Below are 23,047 nucleotides of genomic sequence, written 5' to 3'. Positions count from 1 at the left end.
GGCGGGGGCGGCGGCCGGGGCCGCGCCGCCGTCGTCGATGACGGCCAGCTCGGCGCCGACCTCCACCGTCTCGTCCTCGGCCACCTTGATGGAGGTGAGCACACCGGCCGCGGGGGCCGGGATCTCGGTGTCGACCTTGTCGGTGGAGACCTCGAGCAGAGGCTCGTCGGCCTCGACCCGCTCACCCTCGGCCTTAAGCCAACGGGTGACGGTGCCCTCGGTCACGCTCTCGCCGAGCGCCGGCAGGGTTACGGAAACCGCCATGGTTTCGGTTGCTCCTAACGATCTGTACGGATTGTTCGCGCTCGGGACTAGTCGTGGGCGTGCAGCGGCTTGCCGGCCAGAGCCAGGTGGGCCTCGCCGAGCGCCTCGTTCTGCGTCGGGTGGGCGTGGATGAGCTGCGCGACCTCGGCCGGCAGCGCCTCCCAGTTGTAGATCAGCTGAGCCTCGCCGACCTGCTCGCCCAGGCGGTCACCGACCATGTGGACGCCGACGACGGCGCCGTCCCGCACCTGGACCAGCTTGATCTCGCCCGAGGTCTTCAGGATCTTGCTCTTGCCGTTGCCCGCGAGGCTGTACTTGAGGGCCACGACCTTGTCCGCGCCGTACAGCTCCTTGGCCTTGGCCTCCGAGATACCGACCGAGGCGACCTCGGGGTGGCAGTAGGTGACCCGCGGCACACCGTCGTAGTCGATCGGCACGGTCTTGAGACCGGCCAGCCGCTCCGCCACCAGGATGCCCTCGGCGAACCCGACGTGCGCGAGCTGAAGCGTGGGCACCAGGTCGCCGACGGCCGAGATGGTAGGCACGTTGGTCTGCATGTACTCATCGACGAGGACATAGCCGCGGTCCATCGCGACCCCGGCCTCCTCGTAGCCCAGGCCCTGCGAGACCGGGCCGCGGCCGACGGCGACGAGCAGCAGCTCGGCCTCGAAGGTCTTGCCGTTCTCCAGCGAGACCTTCACACCGTCGGCGGTGTGCTCGACGCCCGAGAAGCGCGCGCCGAGAGAGAACTTGATACCGCGCTTGCGGAAGGCGCGCTCCAGCAGCTTGGAGCTGTTCTCGTCCTCGACCGGGACGAGGTGGGGAAGCGCCTCGACGATGGTGACGTCGGTCCCGAAGGACTTCCACGCGGAGGCGAACTCGACGCCGATGACGCCGCCGCCCAGCACGATCGCGGACTTCGGAACCCGGTCCAGGACCAGCGCGTGGTCGGAGGTGATGACGCGCTCGCCGTCGATCGCCAGGCCCGGCAGGGACTTGGGCACCGAGCCCGTGGCGAGCAGGATGTGGCGGCCGGTGTAGCGCTGGCCGTCGACATCGACCGAGGTCGGCGAGGACAGCCGGCCCTCACCGGTCACATAGGTCACCTGCCGGGAGGCGATCAGGCCCTGCAGACCCTTGTACAGGCCCGAGACCACGCCGTCCTTGTACTTGTGCACGCCCTCGATGTCGATGCCCTCGAAGGTGGTCTTCACACCGAACTCGGCACCCTCACGGGCCTGGTCGGCGATCTCACCGGCGTGCAGCAGAGCCTTCGTGGGGATGCAGCCGCGGTGCAGGCAGGTGCCGCCTACCTTGTCCTTCTCGATCAGGGCGACGTCCAGACCCAGCTGCGCCGCGCGCAGGGCAGCGGCGTAACCGCCGCTACCGCCTCCGAGGATCACTAGGTCGAAAACGGTGCTGGCGTCGTTCGCCACGTCACGTCCTCCATGCATGGTGCGCCGGGGCCGGCCATCGTTGGCCGGGCGGCTGTTGTTCGGCCGCGTGTTGCTTTCGGCCCTGGTGTCGGGGGCCCTGTCCTGCCGAGACAACATCTTCGCACTTGTTGACGGGAGGCGGGACGCGGGGCTGCTGTGTGAGATATCTCCAAACCCCTGTTCAGGGGTTACTCGCGCGTACTGCGTGCGTAGAGGGGTCGGATTTCGTTTACGGCGAAATCCGCGGGCCCGCGCGGAGCGGCCGGGCCCGTGCGGAGCGGCCGGGCCCCGCTGACGACGTCGTCAGGACCCGGCCGGTGGCGGCTCAGCCCAGGTCGCCGGCCGCGGTGCGCTCAGCCAGCCGCACCAGGGTGCGGACCGCGGAGCCCGTGCCGCCCTTGGGGGTGTAGCCGAACGGACCGGACTCGTTGAAGGCCGGACCCGCGATGTCCAGGTGGGCCCAGACGATGCCGTCCTCGATGAACTCCTTCAGGAAGATCCCGGCCACCAGGCCGCCGCCCATCCGCTCACCCATGTTCGCCAGATCGGCCACCGGCGAGTCGATGCTCTTGCGCAGATCCGAGGGGAGCGGCATCGGCCAGGCCTGCTCGCCGACCTCCTCCGCGATCTCGTGCAGCGAGGTACGGAACGCCTCGTCGTTCGCCATGATCCCGAACGTACGGTGACCCAGCGCGAACACCATCGCACCGGTCAGCGTCGCCACGTCCACGACGGCGTCCGGCTTCTCCTCACAGGCGCGGGTCAGCGCGTCGGCCAGCACCAGCCGGCCCTCGGCGTCGGTGTTCAGCACCTCGACGGTCTTGCCGCTGTACATCGTCAGCACATCGCCGGGGCGGGTGGCCGAGCCCGACGGCATGTTCTCGGCCAGCGCCAGCCAGCCGGTCACATTGACCCGCAGGCCCAGCTTCGCGACGGCCACCACCGTGGCGAACACGGCGGCCGCGCCGCTCATGTCGCACTTCATGGTCTCGTTGTGGCCGGCCGGCTTGAGGGAGATGCCGCCCGAGTCGTAGGTGATGCCCTTGCCGACCAGGGCCAGGGTCTTCTCCGCCTTCGGGTGCGAGTAGGCGACCCGGACCAGCCGCGGCGGGGCCTCCGACCCCTGGCCGACGCCCATGAGGCCGCCGTACCCGCCCTTCTTCAGCGCCTTCTCGTCCAGCACCTCGGTCTTGAGCCCGTGCTCCTTCGCCGCGTCCAGCACGGCGGCGGCGAAGATCGCGGGGTTGAGCAGATTCGAGGGGGTGTTGATCAGGTCGCGGGCGCGATTGATCTCGGCGGTCAGGGCGATGGCGCGCTCGGCCGCCGCCTTGAACTCCTTGTCGCGCGGCTTGCCGCCGATCACGGCGACCTCGGCGAGCGGGGCGCCGTTCTTCTTGTCGCCGCTCTTGGGGTTGGCGTTCTTGCCGCCGTCCTGGTTGGCCTTCTGGTTCGCCTTGTACGAGTACGCGCCGAGCAGCGCGCCCTCGGCGACGGCGGCCGCGTCCGCCGCGTCCGCCACCTCCTCGGCCCCCGCGTCCGCCGTCAGCCGGGGCAAGCCGTATGTCGAGACCAGGTTGTTCTTCGGGACGCAGCGGCCCGACGGCGGGCCGCCCGTGACGGACAAGCAGTTCATGGCCTTCGTCGACGAGGAGGTCACGCCGAGCTTTCCGTCGGGGCTGACGATCCAGGACGGGCGGGGGCAGTGGCGGGACCAGAACGGGACGATCGAGCGGGAGCGGTCGTACGAGCTGATCCTGCTGTACCCGGTGTCCGAGGCGCGCGAGCACGACCCGCAGATCGAGCGGATCCGGGACGCCTACGAGCGGCGGTACGCACAGGAGTCCGTGGCCCGGGCGGATGACGCCACCCGGGTGGATTTCTAGGACCTGGGGACATCACTCAGGACATCGCTCAGGAGACGGTGGCCCGCACCGCTTCCGCGATCGGCGTCGGGCCCTTCACCAGCTCCAGGGTGCGGCCCGCCGTACGGGGCTCGTCGAGGAGGGCGAGCAGGACGGCGGCCACGTCGTCGCGGGTCACCGAGCCGTACTCGACGTGCTCGGCCAGGGTGACCCGGCCGGTGCCCGGGTCGTCCGTCAGGCGGCCCGGGCGCAGGACGGTCCAGTCGAGGGCCTGGCGGGCCCGTACGGCCGCGTCCGCCTCGGTTTTGGCGCGCAGATAGGCGGCGAAGACCGGGTCGGTGTCCTCGGGGATCTCGCGGTCGGTGCCCATGGAGGAGACGATGAGGAACCGCCGTACGCCGGCCCGCTCGGCCGCGTCGGCGAAGAGCACGGCGGCGGCGTGGTCGACCGTCTCCTTGCGGGTGGTGCCGCTGCCGGGGCCGGCGCCGGCCGCGAAGACCGCGGCGTCGGCGGCCTCCAGGTGTTGGGCGACGTCGTCCAGCGAGGCCTGTTCCAGGTCGCGTACGACTGGTTCGGCCCCGGCCGCCAGCAGGTCGCCCGCCTGCTCGGGGCGGCGGATGATGCCCGCGACCTCGTCGCCGCGCCGGGCGAGCAGCCGCTCCAGCCGCAGCGCGATCTGACCGTGTCCTCCTGCGATGACAATGCGCATGATCCCGACCGTACGCTGTGCAACCCTCCTCGGCACTCGCGAGTCTGATGGGGAGATCAGGCGCTGTTGTCTGTTCAGCCGACTGGAGGAGCCCCGTACCACGATGACCGCCATCCCTAAGTCCCTCGTCGCCGTCGGTTGTACGACCGCCCTGGTCACCGGCGTCGCCGCATGCGGCACCATCGAGAACATCTCGGCGGGGAAGAAGCTGGAGAACGCGGCCGACAAGCTCGGCGAGCGCCGCTCCCTCTCGATGGAGCTGGACCTCGACGCGACGCCCGAGCAGCTGATCGCCCTCTCCAAGAGCGACAGCGCGGCGGAGCCGATGACGCGCGAGGAGGCGGAGGCGCTGGCCGGGATGAAGGTCAGCGTGGCCGTCCAGGCGAAGAAGCCGTTGGCGGAGGCCAAGGACAAGGACCTCATCGCGACGCGGGTGAAGCTGAGCGGACCGGACGGCGATCTCGTCGAGTACCGGATCATGGGCGAGACGGCGTACATGCGGGTGGACATGCGGGCGTTCGGCGAGCTGAGCGGCGAGCCCATACCGTCCGCCGACGAGCTGCCCGCGGACATGCCGGGCGGCAAGGTGGTGCGGAAGCTTTTCGACGGCGGGTGGGTCAAGCTCGACACCGCCGAGATGGACAAGGCCCGCGAGGAGATGGGCGCCGGGGCCGGGAAGAAGGGGGCCGACGGGTCCGAGGTCTCCCCCGAGACCAGCCGGAAGATCGCCAAGTCGCTCAAGAAGCTCTTCGCGCGCGAGGTCACTCTGAAGGACAAGGGCCGCCGTGACGGGGCGGACCATGTGGTGGCGACGGGGCCTGTACGGACCCTGCTGACCGGTGTCTTCAACGAGCTGCGGCCGTTCACCGACGAGCTCCCGGGTGGCGAGGACCTGCCGACCGCCAAGGACTTCAAGGATGTGCCGAACGAGAAGATCGCGGTCGACTTCGCCATCAAGAACGGCGCGCTCGCCGAGGCCAGCGCGGATCTCGCTCCGCTCGCCGAGGGGCTGAAGAAGGGCGACAAGCTGCCGCTCAAGCTGACCTTCGGCGAGGGCGGGAAGATCACCGCCCCGTCCGGCGCCACCGAGCTCGACATCAAGGAGCTGATGGAGGCGGCCGGCGCGATGATGCTGGGCGGCGTCGACGGCGCTGACGACGCCGTCTCCGGGGACGACTTCATCGTGGACGACGATGTGCAGGGCCCCGAGGACATCAACGGTATCGACGGCCTGACGATCGACCTCGACGACCTGGACAAGGCGGACGCCCGGAACCGCTGACCCGCCCGACACCCCGGCTCAGTCCGCGGGCGGCTGCGGGCGGCCGCTGTGATCCGTCCGCGCCTGCCGCGGCAGGTCCAGCGCCGCCGCGGCCGCCGAGGCGCAGTACTCGCGCACCGCGCTCGTCCGCGCCACCACGCGCCCCTGGTGGACCACCACCCGGCTGTACGCGAGTGAGAGCACGCCCGGCAGTCCGTCCCCGCGCACCGCGAGCAGCTCCGCCGGGAACCCGGCCTCCACGCGCACCTCGGGCAGCCCCAGCGCGGTCCGGGCGCGCCCGCAGACCGCCTCGTACGCCTCCTCGGGCTCGGCCTCGCCCCGCGAGGCCAGGAGGAAGGCGGCCTCCAGTGGGTCGCCGCGCCCGACCGGGTTGGCGGCGTCCCGGAGCGCCCCGCTGCCCGCGGCCACCCGGACCCCGGCCGAGCGCAGCAGCCGCACCGGCGCGCAGCCCGGGGCGTAAGCCCCTCGCGCGCGCCGGTCCTCCAGTCCGGCACAGTCGCCCTGCGGCAGGCATACGACCGTGACGCCCGCCGCCGCGAGCCGGTCCGCCACCCGCGCCACCACATCGCGCGGCAGCCGCGCCAGCCCCCCGCAGGGGCCGATCGTGACGCCCGGCCGCAGCCCGCCGGCCATGGCCGCGAGCCGGGCGAGGCGGGCCGGGTCGTCACCGTCCGTGTGCAGGTCTACGGCGCAGCCGTGGCGGGCGGCGATATCGAGGACGGCCTCCACATGGCCGGTGGGGTCGGGGTCGAGGTCGGGGCAGCCGCCGATGACCCCGGCGCCCATCTTCACGGCGTCCCGCAGCATCGCCAGGCCGTCCGCCCCGGCCGCGCCGGTCAGCACCCGGGGCACCGCCACGGAGGACAGGTCGGTGAGCCCGCGCAGGGTCTCCCGGGCGCGCAGGACGGCCTCGAGCGACCGCAGCCCGTGCACCCCGCCGATGGGCACATGTGTGCGCAGCGCGGTCGCCCCGTGGCCGAGGTGAATCAGGGCGGCCTCGGTGGTGCGCCGCTGGACGTCCTCGGGCGTGTGCGAGACGGGCCCGACGGTGTCGGCGGTCAGGGCGGTGTCGCAGTGGGCGTGCGGTTCGGCGGGGGCCGGGAGCAGCAGATAGCCGTCGAGGTCGAGGCGGGTGCCGGGGATCAGGCTGCCCGCCGTGCCGACCGCCTCGATGCGCCCGCCGCAGACCCGTACGTCCACGGTGCGGCCGTCGGCGAGCCGGACGCCGCCGAGCACCAGCGCGGGGGCGTCCTCGGGCGCCGTGCCGTCGTGGGTGTGCGGCTGCCGCTGCGGATGGCTGTCGGGCATCGCGCTCCTGGATGTCCGGTGGATGGATGTCCTGTGGATGTCCTGGGCTCAAGATCGCTCAGCGTGATCCGAGCCCGAGCCTAGGGCGCGCCGCGGGCGGCTTCCGGGAGGAGCCGAATAGTCGTACCGGTGTGGTGCCTGAGCGGACGGTGGCGGACCGTGACGACGCCCCCCGATACGGATTTCACCTTCGGCGCCCGAGCGTGTAATGTCTTCATCGCTCGCCCCAATAGCTCAGTCGGCAGAGCGTCTCCATGGTAAGGAGAAGGTCTACGGTTCGATTCCGTATTGGGGCTCTGATGTGTGAGGTTTCCCGCTCGGCTCAGGTCGGGTGGGGGATCGATCGCATCGCAGCGGTGTAGCTCAGTCGGTAGAGCAAGCGGCTCATAATCGCTGTGTCACCGGTTCAAGTCCGGTCACCGCTACTCACCGTAGCCGATTGTGGGGTCGGTCCTTCGATCGGCTACTATTTCTGCGTTCATCCATCCGTTCGTCAAGGAGCACTCACGTGGCTGCCACCGACGTCCGCCCGAAGATCACGCTGGCCTGCGTGGAGTGCAAGGAGCGGAACTACATCACCAAGAAGAACCGGCGTAATGACCCGGATCGTCTTGAACTGAAGAAGCACTGCCCGCGTTGCAACTCGCACACCGCGCACCGCGAGACGCGATAAACGCGACGGTCAGATAGATCGTATAGACCGCATTCAAGGTCGCCCCCCACACGCGGGGGCGACCTTGTTTCGTTCCATGACGTTCTGTGCCCCAGGCTTTCGTTCCACAACAGGATCCTGAGCACAACATCAACCGCAGGAGGTGCCGAGTCGATGGCGCTCGACCAGTCGTTCGTCGGGCGGTCCTACCCGCCCACCGCGCCCTATGAGGTCGGCCGGGAGAAGATCCGCGAATTCGCCGAGGCGATCAACGACGCCAATCCGGTGTACTTCGATCCGGAGGCGGCCAAGGCATTCGACCACCCCGATGTGATCGCCCCGCCGACCTTCGTTTTCGCGCTCACGTTCAAGGCCGCCGGGCAGCAGGTGATCGAGGACCCGCAGCTGGGCCTGGACTACAGCCGGGTGGTGCACGGCGACCAGAGGTTCGTCTACTCGCGTCCGCTGCACGCGGGTGACCGTGTCACGGTCACCTCGACGATCGACTCGATCAAGTCGCTGGCCGGTAATGACATTTTGTCCGTCCGCGGTGAGGTGCACGATGAGGCCGGGGAGCACGTGGTGACCTCCTACACGACCCTCGTGTCCCGCGCCGTCGAGGCCCAGGACACCCCGGCGGCCCAGGACGCCCCGGCGGCGGCCCAGGACGCCCAGGCAGCAAAGGACGGCAGATGACAGCCAAGGTCTCGTACGACGACGTCGAGGTCGGCACCGAGCTGCCCGCGCAGGAATTCCCCGTGACCCGCGCGGACCTCGTCCAGTACGCGGGCGCGTCGGGGGACTTCAACCCGATCCACTGGAACGAGAAGTTCGCCAAGGAGGTCGGCCTCCCCGACGTCATCGCGCACGGCATGTTCACCATGGCCGAGGCGGGCCGCGTGGTGACCGACTGGGCCGGGGACCCGGCGGCCGTCGTGGAGTACGGGGTGCGCTTCACCAAGCCGGTCGTCGTGCCGAACGACGAGAAGGGCTCGGCCGTCGAGGTGACCGCGAAGGTCGCCGCCAAGCTGGACGACGAGGCCCGTACGGTCCGCGTCGACATCGTGGCGACCAGCGCGGGGCAGAAGGTGCTGGGCCGGGCCCGCGCCGTCGTCCGCCTCGCCTGAGACCGCCCGGCGGCAGGGAGCACGAGAGGCGCCCCACGGGCCGGGCCAGGCCAGGCCCCGCCGGGGCGCCCCCGTACTCTTGAGCGCGTGCAGGAACTCCACGACGCGCCCCTGGCCCCCTTCACCACCTTCCGCCTCGGCGGCCCGGCCGGCCGGCTGCTCACGGCCACCACCGACGACGAGGTGATCGCGGCGGTCCGGGAGGCCGACGCGGCCGGGACCCCGCTCCTGGTCATAGGCGGCGGCAGCAATCTGGTCATCGCCGACAAGGGCTTCGACGGCACCGCCCTGCGCATCGCGACCAGCGGCTTCACCCTCGACGGCGGCCGACTGGAGCTGGCCGCGGGCGAGAACTGGTCGGACGCGGTGGCCCGTACGGTCGGGGCCGGACTCGCCGGGATCGAGTGCCTGGCCGGAATCCCCGGCTCCGCGGGGGCGACCCCGATCCAGAACGTGGGCGCGTACGGCCAGGAGGTCTCGGCCACGATCACCGAGGTCGTCGCGTACGACCGGCGCACCGAGACCGTCGTGACCATCCCGAACGCCGACTGCGGATTCGCCTACCGGCACAGCCGCTTCAAGGCCGACCCGGGGCGCCATGTGGTGCTGCGGGTGCGCTTCGCGCTGGAGGACGCGGGCGGTCTGTCCGCGCCGATCAAGTACGCGGAGACCGCCCGCGCCCTCGGCGTGGAGGTGGGGGAGCGGGTGCCCGTGGCCACCGCCCGCGACGAGGTCCTGAAGCTCCGCGCGAGGAAGGGGATGGTCCTCGACCCGCAGGACCACGACACCTGGTCCGCGGGCTCTTTCTTCACCAACCCGATGCTGACCGAAGAGGCCCACGCCGCCTTCCTGGCCCGCGTCGCCGAGCGCCTGGGCCCCGACGTGACCCCGCCCGCCTATCCGGCGGGGGAGGGGCGGATCAAGACCTCCGCCGCATGGCTGATCGACAAGGCGGGCTTCACCAAGGGCTACGGCACCGGCCCGGCCCGCATCTCCACCAAGCACACCCTCGCCCTGACCAACCGGGGCGAGGCCACGACCGAGGACCTGCTCGCGCTCGCCCGCGAGGTCGTCGCCGGGGTCGAGGCCGCGTTCGGGGTCACGCTCGTCAACGAGCCGGTGACGGTCGGCGTCAGCCTCTGAGACCAGCCCCTACGAGGCCCCTACGAAGCCCCTACGAGCGGCGCGCCCGGGCCCACTCCAGCGCGTTGAGCCCCGTCAGCAGGCCCGCCAGCAGCCACAGGGACGCCAGCGCCGGGAGGTGCAGGCCGAGCGGCAGCACGGCCAGCACCACCGCGGCCGTCCCGAGCCTGGTCGTGGAGACCAACCGGAACATCCGCCACCGGGTGTAGCCGAACATGGCCAGATACAGCGCCGTACCGCCGAACAGCAGCCCCGCCACGCCCGCCGGGAGATGGTGCCCCGGATGCGCCACCGCGTCATGCATCCCGACCGCGACCGCGATCACCCCGCCGATCAGCCCGATATGGGCGTACGAAAGGACCTCGCGGACCGTGTCCACCTGGCGGGCCGAGGTGGCCACCGCGAACCGCATCGCGCTCGCCGCGAACGCGAAGTAGACCCACCACAACCCCGCCGCCAGCACAAAGGCCCCGCTCACCGCGGTCAACTCGGCCACGCCGAGCCCGTGGGACTCGGTGGCCGGCGCGCCGATCGCCACGATCGACTCGCCCAGTGCGACGATCACCAGCAGCCCGAACCGCTCCGGCAGATGCGAGGGCTCGAAGCGGACCTCCGCGGCCGCCAGCCGCCGCCGGAGCACCAGCGGCACCGCCGTGTCGACGAGCGCGGCGCCGGCCCACAGCGCGATGCGCGCCGTGCCGTCCAGGAAGCCGCCGAGCAGCAGCATCGGGCCGGTGACGGCCGCCGCGACCCCGAAGCCGTTGAGCCATCCGTACTGCCAGCGCAGCACCAGCGCCTGAATGACGAGCCGGGAGACCCAGTACGCGCCGCCGAACAGGATTCCGCGGTCGCCGTACGCCTGGGGCAGGGCCAGGCCCATGAAGAGCGCACACAGGCCCACCGAGAAGACGCCCAGCCGGTCCAGCGGATTCTCGATGTCCTGCCGGTTGGAGTGCAGCGAGGTGGCGACCCATACCCAGTAGACCGGGATGAAGACCACCAGCGCGCGCCCGATCCCCTCCAAGGAGTGGTCGGCCCGTAGCAGCGCGCTGACCTGGGTGATCGCGAAGACGAAGATCAGATCGAAGAAGAGCTCCGCCCAGGTCACCCGCTTCTCGGGCTGCTCGCCCACAGAAGGCAGCTCCTGTGACGGAGACAGCTCCTCTGGCGCCCGCTCTTCCAAGGCAGCTTGCTCTTCCAAGGCAGACCGGTCCGCTAAGGCAGGTCGCTCCCCTTTGAGAGACCGCTCCTCCGCTGTCGCCTCGCTCACCCGGCCACCAGCCAGGCGTCGATGTCCGCGAGCAGCCGCGCGGCCACGTCCTTGGGGGCCGCCGAGCCGCGGATGGACTGGCGGGCCAGCTCGGCCAGCTCGGTGTCCGTGAAGTCGTGGTGCTCGCGCGCCAGCTCGTACTGGGCCGCCAGCCGCGATCCGAACAGCAGCGGGTCGTCGGCGCCCAGCGCCATCGGCACCCCGGCCTCGTACAGGGTGCGCAGCGGCACGTCCTCCGGCTTCTCGTAGACGCCCAGGGCCACGTTCGAGGACGGGCACACCTCGCAGGTCACGCCGCGCTCGGCGAGCCGGCGCAGCAGCCGGGGGTCCTCGGCGGCCCGTACGCCGTGGCCGACCCGCTGGGCGCCGAGGTCGTCCAGGCAGTCGCGGACGCTGCTGGGGCCCGACAGCTCGCCGCCGTGCGGGGCCGCCAGCAGGCCGCCGTCGCGGGCGATGGCGAAGGCCCGGTCGAAGTCCCGGGCCAGGCCGCGCCGCTCGTCGTTGGACAGCCCGAAGCCGATGACGCCGCGGTCGGCGAAGCGGACCGCCAGCCGGGCCAGCGTGCGCGCTTCCAGGGGGTGCTTCATACGGTTGGCGGCGACCAGCACCCGCATCCCGAGCCCGGTGTCCCGGGAGGCGGTCTCCACGGCGTCCAGGATGATCTCCAGTGCCGGGATCAGACCGCCCAGCCGCGGGGCGTACGAGGTGGGGTCGACCTGGATCTCCAGCCACCTGGCGCCGTCCCGTACGTCCTCCTCGGCGGCCTCGCGCACCAGCCGCTGGATGTCCTCGGGCTCGCGCAGACAGGACCGCGCGATGTCGTACAGCCGCTGGAACCGGAACCAGCCGCGCTCGTCGGTGGCCCGCAGTTTGGGGGGCTCGCCGCCGCTGAGCGCTTCCGGGAGGTGGACGCCGTACTTGTCGGCGAGCTCGAGCAGCGTGGCGGGACGCATGGAGCCGGTGAAATGCAGATGGAGATGCGCTTTGGGGAGCAGAAGTACGTCACGTGCCATCTGCAGATACTGCCGCAGCCCGGAGCCCGCCGGTACCGCTTTCGCCGAACGGGGGCTTGCCCGCACATGAATGCGGGTCTAAAGGGCGGGCGTAAACGGACGCGGGCGCCCGGCCACCGCCGAGCGCCCGCGTCACGTGCGTCTGAGCGCGCCTCTGAGGGGAGTGCGCGAAAGAGAGTGCGCGAAAAAAGAGAGGGGAGTGCGCGAAATCAGTCGCGCGCCTCGCCCAGCAGCTTCTGCAGCCGGGAGATCCCCTCGACCAGGTCCTCGTCGCCCAGCGCGTACGAGAGCCGCAGATAGCCCGGGGTGCCGAAGGCCTCGCCCGGGACGACCGCGACCTCGGCCTCCTCCAGGATCAGCTCGGCCAGCTCCACGGAGCTCTGCGGGCGCTTGCCGCGGATCTCCTTGCCGACCAGCCCCTTCACCGAGGGGTAGGCGTAGAAGGCGCCCTCGGGCTCGGGGCACTCCACGCCGTCGATCTCGTTCAGCATCCGCACGATGGTGCGGCGGCGGCGGTCGAAGGCCTCGCGCATCGCGGCCACGGCGTCCAGGTCGCCCGCGACGGCGGCCAGGGCGGCGGCCTGTGCGACATTGCTCACGTTGGACGTGGCGTGCGACTGCAGGTTGGTCGCGGCCTTGACGACGTCCTTGGGGCCGATGACCCAGCCCACCCGCCAGCCGGTCATGGCGTACGTCTTCGCCACGCCGTTGACCACGATGCACTTGTCCCGCAGCTCGGGCACCACGACGGGCAGCGAGTGGAATTCCGCGTCCCCGTACACCAGGTGCTCGTAGATCTCGTCGGTGAGCACCCACAGCCCGTGCTCGGCCGCCCAGCGCCCGATCGCCTCGACCTGCTCACGCGGGTAGACGGCGCCGGTGGGGTTGGACGGGGAGACGAAGAGCAGCACCTTGGTGCGCTCGGTGCGGGCCGCCTCCAGCTGCTCCACGGAGACCCGGTAGCCGGTGGTCTCGTCGGCGACGACCTCGACCGGGACGCCGCCCGCGAGCCGGATCGACTCGGGGTAGGTGGTCCAGTACGGGGCGGGGACGATGACCTCGTCGCCCGGGTCCAGGATCGCCGCGAACGCCTCGTAGATCGCCTGCTTGCCGCCGTTGGTCACCAGGACCTGTGCCGCCTCGACCTCGTAGCCGCTGTCGCGCAGCGTCTTCGCGGCGATCGCGGCCTTGAGCTCGGGCAGCCCGCCGGCCGGGGTGTAGCGGTGGTACTTCGGGGTGCGGCAGGCCTCCACCGCCGCTTCGACGATGTAGTCGGGCGTGGGGAAGTCGGGCTCGCCCGCGCCGAAGCCGATCACCGGGCGCCCGGCGGCCTTGAGGGCCTTGGCCTTGGCGTCGACGGCGAGCGTGGCTGACTCGGAAATGGCTCCGATACGGGCGGAGACACGGCGCTCTGTCGGGGACTGCTTGGGCGGGACGGAGGGGGAAGACGCAGAGGGAGTCGCAGCGGTCATATGTGCATGGTCCCAGACCGCCGAATAGCGCGGCACGCGGGTTTACGGGCGCCATGGGCGCTTCTCGTTCGACGCCCGGCCCTCGACCACGTACACTCATCCGTCGTTGGCCGCTCAACAGCCGTTTCGCCTCGCGCACTCCATGGAGCCGGGTGGATGCGGTAGGTTGGGTGGAGCCGCAAAGGGTCGTAGCTCAATTGGTAGAGCACTGGTCTCCAAAACCAGCGGTTGGGGGTTCAAGTCCCTCCGGCCCTGCTACACGCACATTTACCAGGGTGCGTGGGCGCGTACTGAGAATGCACCGCTGTGCGGCCGAGCCGGACGCGGCACGGCCACGACCCGGATTCAGGTGAGGACGTAGTGACGGAAGCCCTTGGCTCCACCGCGACGCCTGAAAGCGGTCGTCCCGAAGAAGAGGTGGCGGCCAAGAAGAGCCGCCGTGGTGGCAAGCGCGCCAAGAAGGGGCCTTTCGGCAGGCTCGCGCTCTTCTACCGCCAGATCGTCGCTGAGCTGCGCAAGGTCGTGTGGCCCACGCGTGGCCAGCTGTCGACGTACACCACTGTGGTGATCGTCTTTGTGCTCATCATGATCGGCATCGTTACCGTGATTGACTACGGGTTCAACCAAGCCATCAAGTACGTCTTTGGCTGACCCTCGAAGGGTGGCGCTGTCCCGAGTTGCCCCTTCGTACGTTCCACCCCTCTTGAAGCCAGGAAGAAGCAGCCACCGTGTCTGACCCGAACCTGAACGAGGCCGCCGCGGCCGTCGAGTCCGATGAGGACGAGCTCGACATCATCGAGGCTGCCGATGAGGACCAGGCCGAGGCTGCGGAGGCTGAGGCGGGAGAGCCGGCCGAGAAGGATGCGGTCCGCGTCGAGGACGAGGACGCTGTCCTGGCGGCCGAGGACGCTGCCGAGGTCGACGCAGAAGAGGCCGAAGAAGAGGCCGAAGAAGAGGCTGACGCAGAAGAGGCCGAGGAAGAGACCGCCGAAGAAGAGATTGCGGTCGACCCGGTCGAGGCTCTGCGTGAGGAGCTGCGTACCCTCCCCGGCGAGTGGTACGTCATCCACACCTACGCGGGCTACGAGAACCGCGTGAAGACCAACCTCGAGCAGCGCGCCGTATCGCTGAACGTCGAGGACTACATCTTCCAGGCCGAGGTGCCGCAGGAAGAGGTCGTCCAGATCAAGAACGGCGACCGCCGCACCGTGCGCCAGAACAAGCTGCCCGGCTATGTGCTGGTGCGCATGGACCTGACGAACGAGTCCTGGGGCGTGGTCCGCAACACCCCGGGCGTCACCGGCTTCGTGGGCAACGCGTACGACCCGTACCCGCTGACCCTGGACGAGATCGTCAAGATGCTCGCCCCGGAGGCCGAGGAGAAGGCCGCCAAGGCCGCCGCCGAGGAGGCGGGCCTGCCGGCGCCGAGCCGCAAGGTCGAGGTCCAGGTGCTGGACTTCGAGGTGGGCGACTCGGTCACGGTCACCGACGGCCCCTTCGCGACGCTGCAGGCGACGATCAACGAGATCAACGCCGACTCGAAGAAGGTCAAGGGCCTGGTGGAGATCTTCGGCCGGGAGACACCGGTCGAGCTGAGCTTCGACCAGATCCAGAAGAACTGACCATACGAACCTTCCGATCAGGTCAGACGGGCTTTCGCGGCCTGTCTGACCTGCTCGGTTTTAGGCCGCACGGCTATACCCGTTACTGTTGTGCGGTATGCCTCCATCCGGATGATCCGGTTCGGAGGCGAACCACCTCTCACTAAGACCCGGAGAGAGCATGCCTCCCAAGAAGAAGAAGGTCACGGGGCTGATCAAGCTCCAGATCCAGGCCGGTGCCGCGAACCCGGCTCCGCCGGTCGGCCCCGCGCTGGGCCAGCACGGCGTCAACATCATGGAGTTCTGCAAGGCCTACAACGCCGCGACCGAGTCGCAGCGCGGCATGGTCGTGCCGGTGGAGATCACGGTCTACGAGGACCGTTCCTTCACCTTCGTCACCAAGACTCCGCCGGCCGCCAAGCTGATCCTCAAGGCCGCGGGTGTGGAGAAGGGCTCCGGCGAGCCGCACAAGACCAAGGTCGCCAAGATCACCCGCGACCAGGTCCGCGACATCGCCACCACCAAGATGCCCGACCTGAACGCCAACGACCTGGACGCCGCCGAGAAGATCATCGCCGGCACCGCCCGCTCCATGGGCATCACGGTCGAGGACTGACACCCCCGTAGCACCACCGTGGCAGGGCCGGGCGCGGCCCGCACCACGAACTCCACAACCTTTCAGGAGCAGCAGTGAAGCGCAGCAAGACCTTCCGCAGCGCGGACGCCAAGATCGACCGGGAGCGCGCGTACGCCCCGCTCGAGGCCGTCCGGCTCGCCAAGGAGACTTCCGCGACCAAGTTCGACGCGACCGTCGAGGTGGCCATGCGCCTGGGTGTCGACCCGCGCAAGGCCGACCAGATGGTCCGCGGCACCGTGAACCTTCCGCACGGCACCGGAAAGACCGCCCGGGTCCTGGTCTTCGCGACCGGTGACCGTGCTGCGGCCGCGGAGGCCGCCGGCGCCGACATCGTCGGCTCCGACGAGCTGATCGACGAGGTGTCCAAGGGCCGGCTGGACTTCGACGCCGTCGTCGCCACCCCGGACCTCATGGGCAAGGTCGGCCGCCTGGGCCGGGTGCTCGGTCCGCGTGGTCTGATGCCGAACCCGAAGACCGGCACCGTCACCCCCGACGTGGCCAAGGCCGTCACCGACATCAAGGGCGGCAAGATCGAGTTCCGCGTCGACAAGCACTCGAACCTGCACTTCATCATCGGCAAGGTCTCCTTCGACGAGACCAAGCTGGTGGAGAACTACGCCGCGGCGCTCGAGGAGATCAACCGTCTCAAGCCGTCCGCCGCCAAGGGCCGCTACATCAAGAAGGCGACCCTGACCACCACGATGGGCCCTGGCATCCCGCTGGACGCCAACCGCACCCGCAACCTGCTGGTCGAGGACGAGGCCGTCTGAGCACGTTCTGCCGTCTGAGCACGTTCTGAACGTGTGGTGAGCGCGCTCCAGTGCGCTCTGAGTGCCGTATGAGGCGGCACTCAACCCCTGTGAGCCGGGTTCCCGCACCTCCCAAGTGGAGGGCGGGAACCCGGCTCGCTGCGTTGTGCGTCCCCTCAGATACAGTCTCAGCAGTCGTAAAAGATAAATAAGAAGCAAAGACATAGGGGGACCTGTGCGCGGTACTCGTTTCGCTGCTCGGAGTGCGGCGGTGCTCAGCGGTGTGGTTCTGGTGGTCGGCCTCACGGCCTGCGGGAGCGACAAGGCCGACAGCAGCAACAAGTCGAACGAAGGTTCCGACAAGGCCGCCGAGTCGGTGGGCGGCCCGCTCGCCGCCCTGAAGCTCGCCTCGCAGCAGACGGACCAGCAGCACTCGGCCAAGGTCGAGGGCACCACGAAGATGGGTACGCAGAACTCGGCCATGTCCGGCGCGATGGACTGGGCGGACGGTATGCGCGCCAACATGACCATCACGCAGACGGGCGGGTCGGTCCAGAACTCGCCGCTGGCGGGCAAGCCCATGGAGGCTCGCTACACGCCCGACGCGATGTTCATGAACCTCGGCCCCGAGTTCGCGGCGCAGGCGGGCGGCAAGCACTGGATGAAGTACGACTACGACACCCTGGCCAAGCAGGCCGGCGCCTCCGGCGAGTTCCTCAAGGACCAGATGCAGAACACCGACCCGGCGCGTTCGGTGCAGCTGCTGATCGCCACCGGCCAGGTCAAGAGCGTGGGCTCGGAGTCGGTCAAGGGCGTCAAGGCGACCCACTACACCGGCACCGTGAAGGTCTCCGAGCTGGCCAAGATGCAGTCCAAAGACCTCACCCAGTCGGACCTCGAGGCCCTGCAGAAGCAGCTGGAGACCTCGGGCATGGAGACCGAGACCATCGACCTGTGGATCGACGGTGACAACCTCCTGGTCAAGAAGCGGGAGCAGGCCGAGAGCAACAACGGGACGTACGACTCGACGGTCTTCTACTCGGACTACGGCACCAAGGTCACCGTCGAGGAGCCGCCGGCCTCGGACACCATGAACTTCGAGGACGCCCTGGGTCAGCAGAGCTGACCTGACGGAAGAGCCGATTTGCCTGGCCGCGGCCCGTTCGCGTAGCCTTCCACAGAAGCCAAAGACCGCTGGTCGCTGCTGTGCCTCCCAAGGGCGCGGCGGCCGAAGGATCCGCTAGCTGCGGACGACCTGCGCAGGTGATTGTGGATGGACTCCCGATCGGGCCGCGAGCCCGTGAGGTCGAGTCCCGCCCCGAGCGCCTGCGCCGGGGCGTTTCGTTTTGTTCAGCCTCCTTGCCCGGCCGATGCGGTCCTCATCACCCGGAAGGAGGCCGAGGCTCATGGCGAGGCCTGACAAGGTCGCGGCCGTCGAGGAGATGACGGACAAGTTCCGTAACTCCAACGCAGCTCTTGTGACCGCGTACACCGGTCTCACCGTCGCGCAGCTCAAGGAGCTGCGCCGTTCGCTCGGTGAGAACGCTCAGTACCGTGTGGTGAAGAACACGCTGACCAAGATCGCGGCCAACGAGGCCGGGATCTCCACGCTCGACGACCTGTTCGCGGGTTCGTCGGCCGTCGCTTTCGTGACCGGTGACCCGGTCGAGGCGGCGAAGGGTCTCCGTGACTTCGCCAAGGAGAACCCCGCTCTCGTCATCAAGGGCGGTGTCCTTGACGGCAAGGCGCTGTCCGCCGACGAGATCAAGAAGCTCGCGGACCTCGAGTCCCGCGAGGTGCTGCTCGCCAAGCTGGCGGGCGCCATGAAGGGCAAGCAGTCCCAGGCTGCGGCGCTCTTCCAGGCGCTTCCGTCGAAGTTCGTCCGCACCGCGGAGGCGCTTCGCGTCAAGAAGGAAGAGCAGGGCGGTGCCGGCGAGCCGGCTCCCGCCGAGGCCGCGGAGTAACTCTCCCGCTGCCCAGCGGGCCCGTGCCCGCCGACATGTACATCCGGCACCAGCCGATTTAGTGGAAGGACCGCCAACATGGCGAAGCTCAGCCAGGACGACCTGCTCGCGCAGTTCGAAGAGATGACCCTCATCGAGCTCTCCGAGTTCGTGAAGGCCTTCGAGGAGAAGTTCGACGTCACCGCCGCCGCCCCGGCCGCCATCGCCGTTGCCCCGGGTGCCCCGGGTGCCGCGGCCGAGGCCGAGCCGGAGAAGGACGAGTTCGACGTCATCCTCACCGGCGCCGGCGAGAAGAAGATCCAGGTCATCAAGGTCGTGCGTGAGCTGACCTCGCTGGGTCTGAAGGAGGCCAAGGACCTCGTCGACGGCACCCCGAAGCCGGTTCTGGAGAAGGTCAACAAGGAGCAGGCCGAGAAGGCCGCCGAGTCCCTCAAGGGCGCCGGCGCCTCCGTCGAGGTCAAGTGACCCGAGGGGGCGGGCCCAGAGGCGGGCTCTGCCGGGCCCGCTGACCCGCTCCGTTCCGTAAGGGCGATCACCCGTTGGGGTGGTCGCCCTTCGGCGCTTCCGTCACGGCTGCGTTGCCTTGTCGGTCCCTGCGGGTATGGTGATCTTCGTTGCCCGTCGCCACGCCCTGTGACGATCTCGCCGGAGTGGGGGGCCTTGACGAACGGCACGCAGCGCGCAATTCTCAGGACGCGACGTCACACCGATCCAAGTCCGAGGCATGGATCGTCGGCGAAGCGGGCAGTATCGATATGCGCTTGAGGCGCATTGAGTGGCTGCAGGCGTTCGAAAACAACGAGAAGACAACGAGGGGGAGCGGCCCCCTCAGCGGAGGGAGAGATTGGCTCTGCCGGTCTCAGAAACTCGGAGCTGGACATCAGTGTGCCAAGTGGCTACACTGACCCTTTGCGCTGCCTGTTAGCTGCCTCCTGCCCGTCACCAGGGGCATGCCCACCTGAGAGCACTGCCGAGGAAATCTCTCTGACCAGGGATTTCCTTCTGTGGCTCGAGTTGGGACCGGCACGCGCGTAGTGAGTCCGAGCCCTCGGAAGGACCCCCTCTTGGCCGCCTCGCGCAACGCCTCGACTGCCAATACGAACAACGGCGCCAGCACCGCCCCGCTGCGCATCTCATTTGCGAAGATCAAGGAGCCTCTCGAGGTTCCGAACCTCCTTGCGCTGCAGACCGAGAGCTTCGATTGGCTGCTCGGCAATGCCGCCTGGAAGGCTCGCGTCGAGGCTGCGCTGGACAGCGGTCAGGACGTCCCCACCAAGTCCGGTCTGGAAGAGATCTTCGAGGAGATCTCCCCGATCGAGGACTTCTCCGGGTCGATGTCCCTGACCTTCCGCGATCACCGCTTCGAGCCCCCGAAGAACTCGATCGACGAGTGCAAGGAGCGCGACTTCACGTACGCCGCCCCGCTCTTCGTCACGGCCGAGTTCACCAACAACGAGACCGGTGAGATCAAGTCCCAGACGGTCTTCATGGGCGACTTCCCGCTCATGACCAACAAGGGCACCTTCGTCATCAACGGCACCGAGCGTGTCGTGGTGTCTCAGCTGGTGCGCTCGCCGGGTGTGTACTTCGACTCCTCCATCGACAAGACGTCCGACAAGGACATCTTCTCCGTCAAGGTCATCCCGTCCCGGGGTGCCTGGCTGGAGATGGAGATCGACAAGCGCGACATGGTCGGTGTCCGCATCGACCGCAAGCGCAAGCAGTCCATCACCGTCCTGCTGAAGGCGCTGGGCTGGACCACCGAGCAGATCCTCGAGGAGTTCGGCGAGTACGAGTCCATGCGCGCCACCCTGGAGAAGGACCACACCCAGGGCCAGGACGATGCACTGCTCGACATCTACCGCAAGCTGCGCCCGGGCGAGCCCCCGACGCGTGAGGCCGCGCAGACGCTGCTCGAGAACCTCTACTTCAACCCCAAGCGCTACGACCTCGCGAAGGTCGGCCGCTACAAGGTCAACAAGAAGCTGGGTGCGGCCGCTCCGCTGGACGCGGGCGTCCTGACGGTCGAGGACGTCATCGCCTCGATCAAGTACCTGGTGAAGCTGCACGCCGGTGAGACCGAGACGACCGGCGAGAACGGTCAGATGATCGTCGTCGAGACCGACGACATCGACCACTTCGGCAACCGCCGTATCCGTAACGTCGGCGAGCTGATCCAGAACCAGGTCCGTACGGGTCTGGCCCGTATGGAGCGCGTCGTCCGCGAGCGCATGACGACTCAGGACGTCGAGGCGATCACGCCGCAGACCCTGATCAACATCCGGCCGGTCGTCGCCTCCATCAAGGAGTTCTTCGGCACCAGCCAGCTGTCGCAGTTCATGGACCAGACGAACCCGCTGTCGGGTCTGACCCACAAGCGTCGTCTGAACGCGCTGGGCCCCGGTGGTCTGTCCCGTGAGCGGGCGGGCTTCGAGGTCCGAGACGTGCACCCGTCGCACTACGGCCGCATGTGCCCGATCGAGACGCCCGAAGGCCCGAACATCGGTCTGATCGGCTCGCTCGCCTCGTACGGCCGGGTCAACGCGTTCGGTTTCATCGAGACCCCGTACCGGAAGGTCGTCGACGGTGTCGTCACCGACGACGTCGACTACCTGACGGCCGACGAAGAGGACCGATTCGTCATCGCGCAGGCCAACGCGCCGCTGACGGACGATCTGCACTTCGCCGAGAACCGCGTCCTGGTCCGCCGCCGTGGCGGCGAGGTCGACTACATCCCGGGCGACGACGTCGACTACATGGACGTCTCGCCGCGCCAGATGGTGTCGGTCGCGACCGCGATGATCCCGTTCCTCGAGCACGACGACGCCAACCGCGCGCTCATGGGATCGAACATGATGCGCCAGGCCGTGCCGCTGCTCAAGGCGGAGTCCCCGCTGGTCGGCACCGGTATGGAGTACCGCTGCGCGGTCGACGCCGGTGACGTCATCAAGGCCGAGAAGGACGGTGTGGTCCAGGAGGTCTCCGCCGACTACGTGACGGTGGCCAACGACGACGGCACCTACAACACCTACCGGGTGGCCAAGTTCTCCCGCTCCAACCAGGGCACCTCCTTCAACCAGAAGGTCGTCGTGGACGAGGGCGCGCGGGTGATCGCCGGCCAGGTGCTGGCCGACGGCCCGTCCACCGAGGACGGCGAGATGGCGCTCGGCAAGAACCTCCTGGTGGCGTTCATGCCGTGGGAGGGCCACAACTACGAGGACGCGATCATCCTCAGCCAGCGTCTGGTGCAGGACGACGTCCTCTCCTCGATCCACATCGAGGAGCACGAGGTCGACGCCCGTGACACCAAGCTCGGCCCCGAGGAGATCACCCGGGACATCCCGAACGTCTCCGAGGAGGTCCTGGCCGACCTCGACGAGCGCGGCATCATCCGCATCGGCGCCGAGGTCGTGGCCGGGGACATCCTGGTCGGCAAGGTCACCCCGAAGGGTGAGACCGAGCTGACCCCGGAGGAGCGCCTGCTGCGCGCGATCTTCGGCGAGAAGGCCCGTGAGGTCCGTGACACCTCGCTGAAGGTGCCGCACGGCGAGATCGGCAAGGTCATCGGCGTGCGCGTCTTCGACCGCGAGGAGGGCGACGAGCTGCCCCCGGGCGTGAACCAGCTGGTCCGCGTCTACGTGGCGCAGAAGCGCAAGATCACCGACGGTGACAAGCTCGCCGGCCGCCACGGCAACAAGGGCGTCATCTCCAAGATCCTGCCGGTCGAGGACATGCCGTTCCTGGAGGACGGCACCCCGGTCGACATCATCCTCAACCCGCTGGGTGTCCCGTCCCGGATGAACCCGGGACAGGTCCTGGAGATCCACCTCGGCTGGCTGGCCTCCCGCGGCTGGAAGGTCGAAGGCTCCGAGGAGTGGATGCAGCGGCTGCAGGCGATCGGCGCCGATGAGGTGGCGCCGGGCACCAATGTCGCGACCCCGGTCTTCGACGGCGCCCGCGAGGACGAGATCTCCGGTCTCTTCGACTCGACGATCCCGAACCGCGACGGCGACCGCCTGGTCCAGTCGTCCGGCAAGGCCCGGATGTTCGACGGCCGCTCCGGCGAGCCGTTCCCGGACCCGATCTCCGTCGGCTACATGTACATCCTCAAGCTGCACCACCTGGTGGACGACAAGCTGCACGCCCGCTCCACCGGTCCGTACTCGATGATCACCCAGCAGCCGCTGGGTGGTAAGGCTCAGTTCGGTGGCCAGCGCTTCGGTGAGATGGAGGTGTGGGCGCTCGAGGCCTACGGCGCCGCGTACGCCCTCCAGGAGCTGCTGACCATCAAGTCCGACGACGTCACCGGCCGAGTGAAGGTCTACGAGGCCATCGTCAAGGGCGAGAACATCCCCGAGCCCGGCATCCCTGAGTCCTTCAAGGTCCTCATCAAGGAGATGCAGTCCCTGTGCCTCAACGTGGAGGTGCTGTCGTCCGACGGCATGTCCATCGAGATGCGCGACACCGACGAGGACGTCTTCCGCGCTGCGGAGGAGCTCGGTATCGACCTGTCGCGGCGCGAGCCGAGCAGCGTCGAAGAGGTCTGACGGGTCTGGCC

At 69.1% G+C, this 23,047-nt stretch carries 21 protein-coding genes, 3 tRNA genes and 1 pseudogene; 17 read left to right on the top strand and 8 right to left on the bottom strand.

From position 1 onward, the window contains the following. From CCN51_RS01430 to CCN51_RS01420, 3 genes and pseudogenes are all read right to left on the bottom strand, one after another. A partial coding sequence (locus CCN51_RS01430) for a biotin/lipoyl-containing protein (protein ID WP_342749341.1) occupies nt 1-264 on the bottom strand: 264 nt, incomplete at its 3' end. A 47-nt stretch (nt 265-311) separates the two neighbouring features. Continuing rightward, on the bottom strand, nt 312-1,700 hold the full coding sequence (gene lpdA, locus CCN51_RS01425; RefSeq protein WP_014180360.1) for a dihydrolipoyl dehydrogenase: 1,389 nt from the start codon (nt 1,698-1,700) through the stop codon (nt 312-314). A gap of 325 nt (nt 1,701-2,025) precedes the next feature. Continuing rightward, a pseudogene (locus tag CCN51_RS01420) lies at nt 2,026-3,216 on the bottom strand (leucyl aminopeptidase); the annotation flags it as partial. Here CCN51_RS01420 and CCN51_RS01415 point away from each other — a divergent pair. Further along, complete coding sequence (locus CCN51_RS01415; protein ID WP_170061275.1) at nt 3,137-3,583, top strand: DUF3574 domain-containing protein; 447 nt, start codon at nt 3,137-3,139, stop codon at nt 3,581-3,583. The pseudogene CCN51_RS01420 and the gene CCN51_RS01415 overlap by 80 nt on opposite strands. A 28-nt stretch (nt 3,584-3,611) precedes the next feature. Here the strand turns inward: CCN51_RS01415 and CCN51_RS01410 are convergent, their stop codons facing one another. After that, nucleotides 3,612-4,271 (bottom strand): NAD(P)H-binding protein, encoded by a 660-nt coding sequence (locus tag CCN51_RS01410; protein WP_014178730.1) that lies wholly within the window; start codon nt 4,269-4,271, stop codon nt 3,612-3,614. A gap of 103 nt (nt 4,272-4,374) precedes the next feature. On the opposite strand from CCN51_RS01410, the gene CCN51_RS01405 reads away from it, so the two are divergent. Beyond that, complete coding sequence (locus CCN51_RS01405) at nt 4,375-5,553, top strand: hypothetical protein (protein ID WP_014178731.1); 1,179 nt, start codon at nt 4,375-4,377, stop codon at nt 5,551-5,553. Nucleotides 5,554-5,571: 18 nt separating this feature from the next. Here the strand turns inward: CCN51_RS01405 and CCN51_RS01400 are convergent, their stop codons facing one another. Continuing rightward, complete coding sequence (locus tag CCN51_RS01400; protein ID WP_014178732.1) at nt 5,572-6,861, bottom strand: amidohydrolase family protein; 1,290 nt, start codon at nt 6,859-6,861, stop codon at nt 5,572-5,574. 223 nt (nt 6,862-7,084) lie between these two features. Here CCN51_RS01400 and CCN51_RS01395 point away from each other — a divergent pair. The 6 genes from CCN51_RS01395 to CCN51_RS01370 all read left to right on the top strand — a co-directional run bounded on the left by CCN51_RS01395 (nt 7,085) and on the right by CCN51_RS01370 (nt 9,783). Further along, nucleotides 7,085-7,157 (top strand) — tRNA-Thr (locus CCN51_RS01395). A 56-nt stretch (nt 7,158-7,213) separates the two neighbouring features. Beyond that, a tRNA-Met gene (locus CCN51_RS01390) sits at nt 7,214-7,286 on the top strand. 83 nt (nt 7,287-7,369) lie between these two features. Continuing rightward, a complete protein-coding gene (gene rpmG, locus CCN51_RS01385; protein WP_014144273.1) occupies nt 7,370-7,534 on the top strand; it encodes a 50S ribosomal protein L33 in 165 nt (54 codons plus the stop codon). A gap of 153 nt (nt 7,535-7,687) precedes the next feature. Beyond that, complete coding sequence (locus tag CCN51_RS01380; protein ID WP_014178733.1) at nt 7,688-8,209, top strand: MaoC family dehydratase N-terminal domain-containing protein; 522 nt, start codon at nt 7,688-7,690, stop codon at nt 8,207-8,209. Further along, complete coding sequence (locus CCN51_RS01375) at nt 8,206-8,640, top strand: MaoC family dehydratase (protein WP_014178734.1); 435 nt, start codon at nt 8,206-8,208, stop codon at nt 8,638-8,640. Before CCN51_RS01380 ends, CCN51_RS01375 begins: the two co-directional genes overlap by 4 nt. Before the next feature lie 87 nt (nt 8,641-8,727). Further along, nucleotides 8,728-9,783 carry a UDP-N-acetylmuramate dehydrogenase gene (locus CCN51_RS01370; RefSeq protein WP_014178735.1) on the top strand — a complete coding sequence of 352 codons (1,056 nt, stop codon included), beginning with the start codon at nt 8,728-8,730 and terminating at the stop codon, nt 9,781-9,783. Between the two features lie 31 nt (nt 9,784-9,814). Here CCN51_RS01370 and CCN51_RS01365 read toward each other — a convergent pair whose 3' ends face one another. From CCN51_RS01365 to CCN51_RS01355, 3 genes are all read right to left on the bottom strand, one after another. After that, nucleotides 9,815-10,915: a low temperature requirement protein A gene (locus CCN51_RS01365; protein ID WP_014178736.1), complete on the bottom strand. Its 1,101-nt coding sequence runs from the start codon at nt 10,913-10,915 to the stop codon at nt 9,815-9,817. A gap of 134 nt (nt 10,916-11,049) precedes the next feature. Then, nucleotides 11,050-12,072 carry an adenosine deaminase gene (locus CCN51_RS01360; protein ID WP_063647654.1) on the bottom strand — a complete coding sequence of 341 codons (1,023 nt, stop codon included), beginning with the start codon at nt 12,070-12,072 and terminating at the stop codon, nt 11,050-11,052. Between the two features lie 203 nt (nt 12,073-12,275). Further along, nucleotides 12,276-13,538 (bottom strand): pyridoxal phosphate-dependent aminotransferase, encoded by a 1,263-nt coding sequence (locus CCN51_RS01355; protein WP_086859181.1) that lies wholly within the window; start codon nt 13,536-13,538, stop codon nt 12,276-12,278. Nucleotides 13,539-13,720: 182 nt separating this feature from the next. Between CCN51_RS01355 and CCN51_RS01350 the strand changes: the two genes are divergently transcribed. The 9 genes from CCN51_RS01350 (at nt 13,721) to rpoB (ending at nt 23,036) form a co-directional block, all read left to right on the top strand. Next, a tRNA-Trp gene (locus tag CCN51_RS01350) sits at nt 13,721-13,793 on the top strand. A 105-nt stretch (nt 13,794-13,898) separates the two neighbouring features. Then, the gene (gene secE, locus CCN51_RS01345; protein ID WP_043487404.1) at nt 13,899-14,189 is read left to right on the top strand and encodes a preprotein translocase subunit SecE; all 291 of its coding nucleotides are present in this window, start codon (nt 13,899-13,901) and stop codon (nt 14,187-14,189) included. 77 nt (nt 14,190-14,266) lie between these two features. Beyond that, nucleotides 14,267-15,160 carry a transcription termination/antitermination protein NusG gene (gene nusG, locus CCN51_RS01340; protein WP_014178740.1) on the top strand — a complete coding sequence of 298 codons (894 nt, stop codon included), beginning with the start codon at nt 14,267-14,269 and terminating at the stop codon, nt 15,158-15,160. 160 nt (nt 15,161-15,320) lie between these two features. Beyond that, entirely contained in the window at nt 15,321-15,755 is a 435-nt protein-coding gene (gene rplK, locus CCN51_RS01335) for a 50S ribosomal protein L11 (RefSeq protein WP_014178741.1), read from the top strand. A gap of 74 nt (nt 15,756-15,829) precedes the next feature. Beyond that, entirely contained in the window at nt 15,830-16,546 is a 717-nt protein-coding gene (rplA, locus tag CCN51_RS01330; RefSeq protein WP_014178742.1) for a 50S ribosomal protein L1, read from the top strand. A 214-nt stretch (nt 16,547-16,760) separates the two neighbouring features. After that, nucleotides 16,761-17,651 (top strand): SCO4651 family lipoprotein, encoded by an 891-nt coding sequence (locus tag CCN51_RS01325; RefSeq protein ID WP_055413995.1) that lies wholly within the window; start codon nt 16,761-16,763, stop codon nt 17,649-17,651. Between the two features lie 280 nt (nt 17,652-17,931). Then, on the top strand, nt 17,932-18,489 hold the full coding sequence (rplJ, locus tag CCN51_RS01320; RefSeq protein ID WP_014178744.1) for a 50S ribosomal protein L10: 558 nt from the start codon (nt 17,932-17,934) through the stop codon (nt 18,487-18,489). Nucleotides 18,490-18,567: 78 nt separating this feature from the next. Next, nucleotides 18,568-18,954, top strand: a complete 387-nt coding sequence (gene rplL, locus CCN51_RS01315; RefSeq protein WP_014178745.1) for a 50S ribosomal protein L7/L12 — start codon at nt 18,568-18,570, stop codon at nt 18,952-18,954. A 599-nt stretch (nt 18,955-19,553) separates the two neighbouring features. Further along, complete coding sequence (gene rpoB / locus CCN51_RS01305) at nt 19,554-23,036, top strand: DNA-directed RNA polymerase subunit beta (RefSeq protein WP_014178746.1); 3,483 nt, start codon at nt 19,554-19,556, stop codon at nt 23,034-23,036. Nucleotides 23,037-23,047 lie beyond the last annotated feature (11 nt).

It is taken from the genome of Streptomyces milbemycinicus (genome assembly GCF_002154605.1).
Lineage (GTDB): Bacteria > Actinomycetota > Actinomycetes > Streptomycetales > Streptomycetaceae > Streptomyces > Streptomyces milbemycinicus.
The sequence above is the reverse complement of the archived record's forward strand: the minus strand, read 5'-3'. Positions and strand labels throughout refer to the sequence as shown.

Bases quoted from the DNA above. Each gene is read 5' to 3' on its own strand.
- CCN51_RS01410 (WP_014178730.1), bottom strand. From the start codon at position 4,271: ATGCGCATTGTCATCGCAGGAGGACACGGTCAGATCGCGCTGCGGCTG.
- CCN51_RS01405 (WP_014178731.1), top strand. From the start codon at position 4,375: ATGACCGCCATCCCTAAGTCCCTCGTCGCCGTCGGTTGTACGACCGCC.
- CCN51_RS01400 (WP_014178732.1), bottom strand. From the start codon at position 6,861: ATGCCCGACAGCCATCCGCAGCGGCAGCCGCACACCCACGACGGCACG.
- CCN51_RS01380 (WP_014178733.1), top strand. From the start codon at position 7,688: ATGGCGCTCGACCAGTCGTTCGTCGGGCGGTCCTACCCGCCCACCGCG.
- CCN51_RS01375 (WP_014178734.1), top strand. From the start codon at position 8,206: ATGACAGCCAAGGTCTCGTACGACGACGTCGAGGTCGGCACCGAGCTG.
- CCN51_RS01355 (WP_086859181.1), bottom strand. From the start codon at position 13,538: ATGACCGCTGCGACTCCCTCTGCGTCTTCCCCCTCCGTCCCGCCCAAG.
- rplK (WP_014178741.1), top strand. From the start codon at position 15,321: ATGCCTCCCAAGAAGAAGAAGGTCACGGGGCTGATCAAGCTCCAGATC.
- rplJ (WP_014178744.1), top strand. From the start codon at position 17,932: ATGGCGAGGCCTGACAAGGTCGCGGCCGTCGAGGAGATGACGGACAAG.
- rplL (WP_014178745.1), top strand. From the start codon at position 18,568: ATGGCGAAGCTCAGCCAGGACGACCTGCTCGCGCAGTTCGAAGAGATG.